At 38.8% G+C, this 11123-nt stretch carries 9 protein-coding genes, 1 tRNA gene and 1 pseudogene; 1 reads left to right on the forward strand and 10 read right to left on the reverse strand.

The window, feature by feature from the left end; genetic code table 11:
* Nucleotides 1-48: 48 nt before the first annotated feature.
* From ACLFMM_RS06955 to ACLFMM_RS06975, 5 genes are all read right to left on the reverse strand, one after another.
* Nucleotides 49-123 (reverse strand) — tRNA-Glu (locus tag ACLFMM_RS06955).
* Between the two features lie 79 nt (nt 124-202).
* On the reverse strand, nt 203-562 hold the full coding sequence (locus ACLFMM_RS06960; protein WP_410808001.1) for a helix-turn-helix transcriptional regulator: 360 nt from the start codon (nt 560-562) through the stop codon (nt 203-205).
* A gap of 23 nt (nt 563-585) precedes the next feature.
* Nucleotides 586-813, reverse strand: coding sequence for an LSM domain-containing protein (locus ACLFMM_RS06965; RefSeq protein WP_410808002.1), 228 nt, complete (start codon nt 811-813; stop codon nt 586-588).
* 71 nt (nt 814-884) lie between these two features.
* The gene (locus tag ACLFMM_RS06970) at nt 885-1250 is read right to left on the reverse strand and encodes a DUF3467 domain-containing protein (protein ID WP_410808003.1); all 366 of its coding nucleotides are present in this window, start codon (nt 1248-1250) and stop codon (nt 885-887) included.
* A gap of 97 nt (nt 1251-1347) precedes the next feature.
* Nucleotides 1348-3831, reverse strand: a complete 2484-nt coding sequence (locus ACLFMM_RS06975; protein WP_410808005.1) for a DUF5814 domain-containing protein — start codon at nt 3829-3831, stop codon at nt 1348-1350.
* A 136-nt stretch (nt 3832-3967) separates the two neighbouring features.
* Here ACLFMM_RS06975 and ACLFMM_RS06980 point away from each other — a divergent pair, with 136 nt between their 5' ends.
* A complete protein-coding gene (locus tag ACLFMM_RS06980; protein ID WP_410808006.1) occupies nt 3968-4720 on the forward strand; it encodes an RAD55 family ATPase in 753 nt (250 codons plus the stop codon).
* Here the strand turns inward: ACLFMM_RS06980 and ACLFMM_RS06985 are convergent, their stop codons facing one another.
* The 5 genes and pseudogenes from ACLFMM_RS06985 to ACLFMM_RS07005 all read right to left on the reverse strand — a co-directional run.
* Nucleotides 4721-5536 (reverse strand): MTAP family purine nucleoside phosphorylase, encoded by an 816-nt coding sequence (locus ACLFMM_RS06985; protein ID WP_410808008.1) that lies wholly within the window; start codon nt 5534-5536, stop codon nt 4721-4723.
* Nucleotides 5484-6617: a DUF373 family protein gene (locus tag ACLFMM_RS06990; protein ID WP_410808009.1), complete on the reverse strand. Its 1134-nt coding sequence runs from the start codon at nt 6615-6617 to the stop codon at nt 5484-5486. Before ACLFMM_RS06990 ends, ACLFMM_RS06985 begins: the two co-directional genes overlap by 53 nt.
* 53 nt (nt 6618-6670) lie before the next feature.
* Nucleotides 6671-7300 carry a 6-hydroxymethylpterin diphosphokinase MptE-like protein gene (locus tag ACLFMM_RS06995; protein ID WP_410808010.1) on the reverse strand — a complete coding sequence of 210 codons (630 nt, stop codon included), beginning with the start codon at nt 7298-7300 and terminating at the stop codon, nt 6671-6673.
* A 2-nt stretch (nt 7301-7302) separates the two neighbouring features.
* The gene (gene ileS / locus ACLFMM_RS07000) at nt 7303-10500 is read right to left on the reverse strand and encodes an isoleucine--tRNA ligase (RefSeq protein WP_410808011.1); all 3198 of its coding nucleotides are present in this window, start codon (nt 10498-10500) and stop codon (nt 7303-7305) included.
* Nucleotides 10501-10671: 171 nt separating this feature from the next.
* Nucleotides 10672-11123: pseudogene (locus tag ACLFMM_RS07005) on the reverse strand (RNA-guided endonuclease TnpB family protein); the annotation flags it as partial.

Consider the following 11123-nt stretch of genomic DNA (forward strand, 5'->3'; position numbering starts at 1 on the left):
ATTTTAAAATGAATAGCCATATTCGAGGGATTATAAAAAATTTTAGGATGCTCCGGATGGGATTTGAACCCATGTCTTCGGCTCGAAAGGCCGGAATGATTGGCCCGACTACACTACCGGAGCAATGAGGATTGTTTCGGTGCGGGGATACACAATACCCACACACCTATATATAACTTTCGATTTTAACGAGTTTGAACATTTAACATTGAGCTTCAGACTCAGATGTATCCTTTTCTTCATCCAGTTTCATAATCCACTCAGTTAAATGTTCACAGTATTCGGGTTCACATGGAAGTCTGCAGCCTGCACAGGGCGAAAACATACCTCCCGCCAAAAGCCGTTCATAGGATGGTGTCGGCTCTTCTGCACTCTTTAAAAGATATGTCTTTGAACCTTTTGAAACCGCTGACTCACGAGTGATTAACCCTTTTTTCAGTAATTTTGATACGATTCGTGAACATTTGCGGCTGTCGATTTCCATCTCTTTCCAGAGCTGATTCTGATAGACGCCTTCAGGATGATCTTGTATTATTTTTAATGCCAGTTCTTCGGGTTCCATGATATCCTGTAATCCCTACTTTTTTATTTTTCTTCAACAGGTGCCAGCAGAACGATGTTATTGCCTCTCAAGACCACTGACCCAAGTGATCTGAGACGTTCGCCATTTGCAATCTCAACCGAATCAGCTAGATGAAGGTTAAGATAATCATCCACACTTTCAAGTGTACCTTCAAGAAGGTGAAGGTTTCCTTTCATTTCCACCTGTACTTTGGACCCGATTAACTTATGTACTTTCTTATTTGGGAACAATTTATAACCTCACTAATTAATCAATTTAATAATAAGCATCCAGAATTTTCAGAGATAAGTATTAGTTCAACTTACATATAACCTTGTAATTCAGAGCTGTCGGATTTGTTATTCTCATTTGTATTTTGAGTATGTTGACTGCTAATTGGACCAAACAGATTTTCATATTCTTGAATATGCTGGTTCAGCCATCTTGAGAGTTCATAGGCTGCCATGGGAGAAAGTATTACTTCTGTCTCCAGTATCCTTTCTATCACACGTGCATCTGATTTCTGTCCAAACCCTTTTTGAGAATCGTTATAAAATCCTATTCGAAAATCGTATGGACTGTGTCCACCCACAGCTCCAATGGCATATGCCTGTTTAAAATCTTCCGCCTTTTTAAATTCAACGGTTAATTTTTTCTTATTATTGCCCTCTTCATTATTTTCAGTCATGATTATATATCCCGGAATTGGTTATACTGATTTGTCCACTATTGTGTCGACATTATTTTAATCACTTTCGCCTATCTAAAGTTTTAACTATTCGACTTTATTTGTCACCTTCAACCTTTTTTTTCAATACACCGGCATTTTTTGCTATTTCATTCTTTGAATACGCTTTTGCCATCTGTTCCACTGCATCAAGATTCCTGATAACATCATCCAGATAATCAAAAAGGTCACCGACATAGGCAGTTATACCATACCGGATTTCAAGCTGTCTCATTACCTCTTCAGGGTCATAACCATCGGCTCTAAAGCTTATCAGTTTGGATGAGAATTTATGCTCTGGACAACCGCAGTAAGGTGAATCCTTACAATTACAGGTTAGAAAATCTTCAGCAAATTCATATATCTGGTCCTGTAGAGATACATCAAGTTTTGACAGATTTTCCCCTTCAAACAATATATCAATCGAACCGCCCTGAAAGACTCGTGAGGGGAGATTGACATTTAATGCCCGAGATATACGGGAGGCATGTTTGAAATAGACAGAATCGAAAAATTCCAGATTGGTTACAATATTTATCGGTTCAGTTCCAGCCAAAACCGCATCACGTATGAGAAAAGCCTTGGTTACTGATAGAAAATGCCTGGCAGCAATTTTTCCAAATTTTGTAAGTGATATCCTGTCACCTTTCTGGTGTAAAAAGTTGTATTTTTTCAATTGATTAAAAAACCGGTCAAATCCATATCCACCAATATGGTGTTTGTGAATTGCCTTGAGGTCTTTCATTGATGTTGTTAATGCTGAAGATGCCAGTATTTCTTCCATATTTTCATCTTCACCATACTCTACCCCTGTATGCTCCATCTTGCCTTTTAATAATTGGATAGCAACTTCATCCTCGGTGAATTCCTGTTCACCTGTATAACATTTATCCGGTGTAGCCAGAAGAACAACTGTTCCACGGTCATGATAATCCGGTCTACCTGCACGTCCAAGCATCTGCAGAAATTCCTGCATTGTAATCCAGTCAATACCCATTGCAAGCGATTCAAAAATAACCTGTGATGCAGGAAAATCCACCCCTGCTGCCAATGCTGCAGTGGTTACAACTGCTGGAAGTTCTCCTTTCTGGAACTTATTTTCTATTTTCTTTCGTTCATATCCGGTAAGACCTGCATGATAGGCTGATGAACGCATGGGAAGCGCATCTGAAATTCTGTGACAGTTCTTTCTGGAATTTGTAAATATAATGGATTGTCCTTTGTGCCCTTTGGATGAATATTTGCTATATTCTTCATTTACCAGGTTTGTTATCAGTTTAACCTTTTTACTGTCGTCACAGAATATTAGATGTCTTTCTATTGGAACTGGTCGATATTCATACTCAACCAGACTAGCTTCAAGTTTTTGTGCAAACCATGCAGGGTTTGCTACTGTAGCGGACAGGTAGATAAACTGGGCTTCTGGAACGATATATTTCAACCGGGAAATCAAACCATCCAACCGATGACCGCGTTCAGCATCCTCCAGCATATGGACTTCATCTATTACAACTGTGGCAATATTTCCAAGTTTGTCGACATCACCGGTTCGCAACACATAATCTAGACCTTCATAGGTTCCCACTATTATATCCGAATCCAGTGTTGTACGCATGAATGCTGTTTTGGATGTTTTGATACGCGAACTTCCAATACGTATCGAAGTTGTTATATTAAGATGGGTATAATTTTTTGTGAACTGGTCATACTTCTGATTTGCCAGGGCAACAAGTGGAACCAAAAAAAGCATCTTCCCTCTATTATTCAAAACATTGCTCACACCTGCCAGTTCACCTATAAGTGTTTTGCCTGTAGCTGTAGCTGACATGACAAGCTGGTTTTTACCATCCAGCAGACCTTTTTTTACTGACAGGGATTGTACAGGAAGCAGAGATTCCGATTTTTTCAGAAGGTGTTTTCTAAATTTTTTAGCAATCGGTAATTCATTGATTTTTACAGAACTAACTCCGGGGTTGGATTCTATAGTATCGTAATGGGTTAACTCAGAGTCAATGGACTCAGGATTCAGCATTCCAAGGGTACGGTCAAAGTCCCTTGTTTTGAAAAGTAGTTCCTTAAGATGTTCTACTGCTTCCTCCCCATACCTGCATTGTGCATTGTTTAGGGCATTTTCGAGTTCTTCCTTTGCACAGTCTTCGCAGATTAACTCTTTATGGTACCTGATTGACTTTTTATTTACAAAGTTGAATTTATATTTTAGGAGACAGTGCCTGCATGCATTAACATAATCACCATTTAACTGGAATCCCTTAAGCATTTCTAAAAAATCGGATTCCTGATCACTATAACCCCCTTTAACTACCATGATTCGACCAGAAAGCCGAAGTAGGTCTATAAACTCATCAGGTAAGCGGTATTCTCCTTTACCATCTTTATAAACCTTGAATTTATGGGGTCTGGGTCCAGCAGAAGTTTTGCTGAGTATAAGCTCACCTAAAAAGAGGGGTACCTTTTTTTTATTTTTAATAGGCATTATTGTAAATTTTGTTTTTTGGGCACTTACAACTGTCCAGAGAGTCATTGTATAGATACCAGTCTTTGATAATATATAAATAACCATTGCGTAAAAACATGTAATTTTGACCAAACCAAAAAAATATAATAATAAAACTTTATTATGTATCTGTGAGGGATGTTTAATCACTAAGCTTAAAAATATGGAACAGGAACCTCCTGTAGATGAACAGATGGTTCACACAAGACCCATAATAAAACCTACTGGAATATTCGCCCTTGACAGAATACTGGGTGGGGGTTTACCTGCAGGATCAATGACATTTATTTCAGCAGACCCGAAATCAATGTCTGAAGTTTTTCTATACCAGTTCACCATTGCACGTAAAACCTATTATTTTACAACAAACCGTAAACCGGTGTACGTGCATCAGGACATAATAAACCAAGGTTTTGATTCATCTAATGTCCATTTTGTTGATGTTTACAGTGAGTATTATCTTACATCAAATGGTGAAATAAGCGATAACATCGGAAACCAATATGCAGATACGAAAATAATAGAATTCACTGAATACAACCTCAAGAATATAATAAATGATGCAAAAAACGATGATGTGAATATAATCATTGATAATTTCTCGTTTTTTATGAATCTCAATGTCAGTATCAGTCTGTTAAAGAGGATTGTACATCTCTTGTATGAATCAACTAAAGAAATTAACAGTCTCACATATCTTTACGGTTTAAAAGGAAGCCATTCAGAAGATATTGAAAATGACCTATTCAATGCATCTGATGTTATTTTCGATGTCCATCTTGAACAGAGAGTGGACAAAATAAATAACAAACTCTCAATTCCAAAAATCCGGGGTATGGCTCCAAACACAGAAATAATAAAATTCAACATTTCTGATGGCGGAATACAGATTGATACATCCAGAGATATTGCCTGATTATATCCGAGCATTATAGGTGGCATACATACACGAACAATTTCTTTCTTCTGTAAGGGTGTAAATAGTATCAGATATTACATCATAAAGCAAGTCCTGAGCATTATCAACAACATCTATTACCTCATCCACAGTAAGCCTTTTAGAACTCAGACCGCATGCATAATTCGTTACCAGCCCTATCGATGCATAACACATATCGAGTTCTTTTGCTAGTACAACCTCAGGCACACCTGTCATACCCACAAAATCAGCAAACCGGCTTAACATATCAATTTCTGACTTTGTTTCAAACCGGGGTCCTTCTGTACATGCATATACACCTTCAAAAAAGTCGATACTTCTATTGATAATCGAATTTGAAAGATATTTATTAATTTGTGGACAGTAAGGTTCCGACACATCTACATGAACGGTTTTGTTGTCAAAAAAAGTAGAAACACGGTTTTTAGTAAAATCCAAGAAATCAGTTAGCAATACAAGACTGCCTGGTGTATAAGATTTCATTGTGCCTACCGAGTTGACTGAAATAATTCTAGTAGCACCAAGTTCATATACAGCCCAGATATTGGCACGGTAATTAATCCTGTGGGGTGGAACATGTTTTTGCTCTCCTCCATGTCTGGGTATGACTGCGATATTCTGACCGGCAATATTTCCCATATGAACATTAACAATCCCGAATGGTGTATTTACGGAAAGGGGCTTAAAATTTTCAAATCTTGAAAAACCCAATCCACCGATAATAACAACACCGATTTTTTTATCTGGTAGACTTTGTCCCTGTCTGTGATAACTGCTCATTATACCTTCCATGCCTATTATCTATGGATATTTTCATTCCTACAAGAGCAATTATAAAAGCCCCAATAATGGAATACACAAAACACTGAAGACCAAAAGCAGGCATATCTGGAGCGTTCAAGAATGAATTGATTGAAAACAAATAGGTACTGGCACCCCAGAACAATAAACCCATGGATATTGCAAAAAATACTGTAGACATACCGGAATAAATCGATTCTCCCCTTGCTTTGATATCTATAAGTTTTCCTGAATATCCTGCCAGAAATGCTGCAGTATACCACCATATAGTTTCGTTGATAAAGACGGTTGCAAGTGTCAGTATCCCATAGTACCAGATTCCGCCCTGTTTATAATACGTCCAGATTTCCAGTGTTCCCTGAATGGTTGCTATAATAGCTACCATAAATGCCGCCAGATAGGTGACAAAGGTTATTCTTCCGCCATGAAAGGCATCTTTCACATTATTTAAAAAAATTGCGAACTTATCATCCAGATTGAAACCTCTATATAGCATATAAAGACCAACTGCCGCCAAGATACCAATAATTGCTCCTTCCGGGTAGTTTAGAAGCAAAAATACTGAATAAATAAGGGCAGCAAGTCCCAGAGGGACAAAAAAGGTCTGAGATATTTTGGGGTCGTTAAATGCATGTTTTAGTAAATAATAAGTGCTTTCAAGGTTTGCACTTTGCATAACAGTAATACGTCTTACGGAATCTATTTTGATTCTGGATTGTACTATGGGTAACAACGTTTCATCTTCTGCACCGTCCGAAATGAAAATCGCATGTTTTGCATCGTATTTTTCCAGTATATCATCGAGCTGCCTAGAAATATGCTGGTCAGCAACAACGTTTACGTTTTTATCACCTGCAAGTAATACGATTTCTGCATCAATTCCACGGTTTAAAAGGTCATCCAGTACCTGTATACCACCAAATATTGTATTGGTATCTGAATCCTCAGGGTCGGACGTTGCAAGCTTTACAGCAGCATTGATATTGTTTTCTCTGCCAATTACAGGAGTTTCAATATGGGCTTTTTCACCAAGATCGTTGTCTCTGTCAATGCATATTACTAATGTTTGCATGCAACCTCTACATATTGTTTATAATGAATGTATAAATAGATTCTGATAATGTATCATAATACCTGATTAATTAACCAATTTGCCCATTTAAGTTTCTTTCTCTTGATTTCAGATACATTATTATCATCAAAATCAAAACCTGCAAGTTCAATGTATGCAGCATTGAATTCTCTGGCAAGATAGACACTTCTGTCCCCGTCTGTAAATCCCCCGAAATTGTAAACATTGTACAGTGGATTTGATTGAGTGGTTCCTATCACACCGTTTAAACGCGGTACATATTTTTTCAGTTTATCGGTGTTGTCACCATGGGCATGAACAACCATAAACGAACCTTTCTGATTTGCACAGATTTCTTTTTCTACATTTCCATCAAGATCAGTAACAATAATATCAGGTACAATTCCTATGTTCATCAAAACTTCTGTAGCACCATCTGCAGCAATTACTATATAATTTTCCAGAACAAATGCACCCAAATCATCAGCAAGAGTGAGTGCATTGCCACAGACCAGCACGTCCTTTCCTTCAATAACCCTTCTTAAAACCGAAATATCATCTACATTTGGTAAACCTGAAAGAAGGTCAGAAAGTATGATAGCTGACCTTTCATCGTCCTTTCTGTTAAACTCAAAATCATCAAGGATTTCCTGATAGATTGGCCCCCATACAGCAAATTCCATGGTTATTCATTTCCTGGTTCAGATTCCAGTGGAGAAATTGCAATTTTCATTGGAATTCCTTCCACATTCCAATCTTTTACATGTGCACCATCTGTACTTATATCTGTGCCAATAACCAGTGTATCTGCACGGATTTCTCTTGCAATATAATCCTTCATTTCGTTGACAAGTTCTGCCGTCCTATTGTCATCGATTTTAATGAAAGATTTGATATTTTCATCTACAGAAAGGTCAAGTTGTTTTCTCATGTCCTGAACCCTTCGTATTACCTCTCTTGCAAATCCTTCTGATTCAATCTCACTGGTGAGTGTGGCATCAATATAAACTATCCCTCCTTCAAAATCCGCGCTTGCGACAGATTCCGGAAGAGTCCACTGGAAGTTTACCATATCCTGTGTTATTGCTGCTACCGATGAATCGGAAAGTGTTACACTGGCTTTTCCACAGCTGTCAATGGATTGTTTCAATTCAGAAGCGTCAGCTTCCTTTATGGCGTTTATCAAATCGCCTGCATCCTTTTTAAACACCGGACCTATTGCACTTGGTTCAGGAATTGCTTCAATACCAAGTTCACTCCATTCTTCTTCCGGATCAAGCAATTCAATACTTTTTGCATTGGTCTGGTCCATCAGAACTGTACGCAGATTATTCACAGCGTTCGCTGCCTCTTCATTTTCAGGTGCTATTATAATACGTGAGACCGGCCACCTTAGTTTACGCTTTATCTTTTGACGTGCATTGGCTGAAGATTCCACAATAGACCTTACAATCTGCATATGGGATTCGAGTTCTTTATCTATATTTTCGTCTTCTGATTCCGGCCAATCAGTCATATGCACTGTTATTGGTGCATAGTGATCCACATTTCGCACCAGATTCTGGTACATTTCTTCTGCCACATGCGGCATGAACGGTGCTATTATCTTTGAAACTGTTACAAATACATCATACAATACCCTGTATGCTGCAAGCTTGTCCGGGTTTTCGGATTCAACCCATGTCCTTGGACGTATCAGCTGAATGTACCATCTGGATAGATCTTCCAGAACAAATTCGGTAATGGTTCTCATGACTTTATGCAGTTGATATTCGCTCATTGCATTATCTGCATCCTTTACAACAGACTGCATGCGGGAGATTATCCATCTATCTTCCTTTCTCAAATGGTCTGATATCGATTCCATCGATACCTCCTGCGGGTCAAAATTGTCAAGAACCATGTAAGGTAGAGGGAATCTGTAAACATTCCAGAGGATATTCAGGTTGCTGTATACCTGATTCACACCATCCCAATGGAATTTCAAATCGTCCCATGGTGCACTTGAAGATAACACATAAGCACGAAGTGTATCTGCACCGTATTTATCCACCACTTCAAGAGGGTCTACAACATTGCCCTGACTCTTGGACATCTTTTTACCGTGATTGTCAAGGGTGAATCCATGCATCATGACGCTTTTATACGGTGCCTGTTCAAATGCAACCATACTTGCTCCAAGTTGAGAATAAAACCACCCCCGGGTCTGATCATGACCTTCTGTGATGAAATCGGCAGGCCACCATTCATTAAACTCTTCTTCTGTCTGCGGATAACCCAGAGTCGCCCATGATGCCACAGCTGAATCAAACCATACATCAAACACATCTTCTACACGATGCATGGAACCTCCACAATCACACTCGATGGTTAAATCATCAACATATGGTCTGTGGAGTTCAAGGTTTTCATCAGCATTTGATTTATCAATGAGTTCCTGTTTTGTACCGATAACATCTATCGACCCACAGCTGTCACATTTCCAGACCGGTATTGGTATTCCCCAGTAGCGTTGACGGGATATACACCAGTCCCTTGCACCTTCAACCCAATCTCTGAAACGGGCTGTACCCGCCCACTCAGGATACCAGTCTACCTTCTGGATTTCTGAAAGCATGTTTTTTTTAATGTCAGATATTTTCAGGAACCACTGCACAGTTGCAAGATAGATATTTGGGGTTTTGCATCTCCAGCAATGTCCATATCGATGAACTATGGATTCTTCAGCAAGCAAAACTCTGCGGTCTTCAAGGTCATTGATTATAGTTCGATTGGCATCTTTAATATGCTCACCGGCATATTTGCCTGCTTCATTCAGGTATCTGCCATCTGCACCCACTGGACAGAAAATTGGTATATTGTTTTCAACACCTACTTCAAAATCTTCCATACCATGACCAGGTGCAATATGCACACATCCGGTATTTTCAGCTGTAACATAATCTGCAGTGTATATATAGTGCTCAAATTCTGCCTGTTTTGATACTGCATCTGCAAGGGGATGCTCGTAACTTAGTCCTTCAAGGTCTTTACCAGTCATGGTTTCAATAGTTTCATAATCGGTGTAACGTCCCTTTTTAAGGACATCTTTGACCAGCTCAGATGCCAGTATCAGTGTTTCTTCATTTCCATCCGATGTGACAGCTTTAACCTTTGAATATTCAAAAGAAGGATGAACAGCTACTGCCATGTTTGAGGGGATTGTCCATGGTGTTGTGGTCCAGATTACAACATAGGTATTGTCTTCATCCTTTAACCTGAATTTGATGTAGATGGATGGATCGGTGATTTCAAAATAGTCAACTTCTGAATCCGCAATAGCCGTCTCACACCGAGGACACCAGTTTACAACACGTTGTCCTTCTTCAAGCAGGTGCTTGTCGTATGCCTGTTTAAGAGTCCACCAGGCTGCCTCTATATATTCATCACGCAAGGTCATGTATGGGTTATCCCAATCCAGCCATACACCAAGCGACTTGAACTGATCTGTCATGTTGTCTTTCTGCTCAAGAGCAAAATTCTTGCATTTATTTATAAATTCACTAACACCATAGGTTTCTATGTCCTTCTTGGATTTAAAACCAAGTAAACCTTCTACCTTGACTTCAATAGGCAGACCATGCATATCCCATCCTGCACGCTCATGGATGTCATAATTATTCATGGAGAAGTAGCGTAAAATAGAATCCTTTATGACCTTGTTCCATGCAGTACCAAGATGGATATGACCGGTTGTGTAAGGTGGTCCATCTACAAAAAAGAATTTTTTGGCGCCTTTCCTTGATTCTCTTAACCTATTATATGCATTATTTTCTTCCCAGAAACTGTGAATATTTTTCTCTATCTTATTTGCATTATATTGACTGGTGATTTCCTGCATCATTTTAAGTATTCTCCATGAATAAAAACTGCTTTTTTATATCCTATAACAATAATAAATTTAAATCCTTTGGCTCTGTTGATTGATTTGTCAGCTACTAACCGCTAAAGCGGTTAGCTTTTCCTTCCATCTCTTAACTTCGACTAACGGAAGCTAAGCGGAGGACATTAGGAAGGCTGACCACGTGCCTTTAGATTGTAATCTCGACTTCAGACTGGTATATCGCTCTCGTATCTCATCAGCTTTTGTGCCTTTGTAAACTTCATTATCAGAAGAGGTTGCTATATTGACTAAACCAAGATTTACACCCGGTATTCCTTCGTAGTATTTGACATCATTTTCACCTACTTCCATCACAAGCATCAGGTAAATGTTACTGTCTTCATAAATCAAGTCAGTTTGACCCCGGATTTTACTTATATCAAAAGGTCTAAAATCACCGTAAAATATACTGATTTCCTCACGGCCATCCAGAGCAAGTATGGACACAGTATCATTATCTTTGAACGATAGTATCCTCTGGTCGTAGACTATTGCTCCTTTTTTATCGAATTTGTGCATGGTTTTTCTGTCGTTGCTGTAGCTTTCAGCTACTTTAGCGATTGCCCTGACAGTCAACTGAGCAG

The sequence above is a fragment of the Methanohalobium sp. genome (assembly GCF_046546175.1).
In the GTDB taxonomy this organism is placed as follows: domain Archaea; phylum Halobacteriota; class Methanosarcinia; order Methanosarcinales; family Methanosarcinaceae; genus Methanohalobium.

What these genes read in the sequence shown, in the direction of transcription:
- ACLFMM_RS06980 (WP_410808006.1), top strand. Translation starts at nt 3,968, where the DNA reads ATGGAACAGGAACCTCCTGTAGATGAACAGATGGTTCACACAAGACCC.
- ACLFMM_RS06995 (WP_410808010.1), bottom strand. Translation starts at nt 7,300, where the DNA reads ATGGAATTTGCTGTATGGGGGCCAATCTATCAGGAAATCCTTGATGAT.
- ACLFMM_RS06985 (WP_410808008.1), bottom strand. Translation starts at nt 5,536, where the DNA reads ATGGAAGGTATAATGAGCAGTTATCACAGACAGGGACAAAGTCTACCA.
- ileS (WP_410808011.1), bottom strand. Translation starts at nt 10,500, where the DNA reads ATGATGCAGGAAATCACCAGTCAATATAATGCAAATAAGATAGAGAAA.
- ACLFMM_RS06990 (WP_410808009.1), bottom strand. Translation starts at nt 6,617, where the DNA reads ATGCAAACATTAGTAATATGCATTGACAGAGACAACGATCTTGGTGAA.
- ACLFMM_RS06970 (WP_410808003.1), bottom strand. Translation starts at nt 1,250, where the DNA reads ATGACTGAAAATAATGAAGAGGGCAATAATAAGAAAAAATTAACCGTT.
- ACLFMM_RS06975 (WP_410808005.1), bottom strand. Translation starts at nt 3,831, where the DNA reads ATGACTCTCTGGACAGTTGTAAGTGCCCAAAAAACAAAATTTACAATA.
- ACLFMM_RS06960 (WP_410808001.1), bottom strand. Translation starts at nt 562, where the DNA reads ATGGAACCCGAAGAACTGGCATTAAAAATAATACAAGATCATCCTGAA.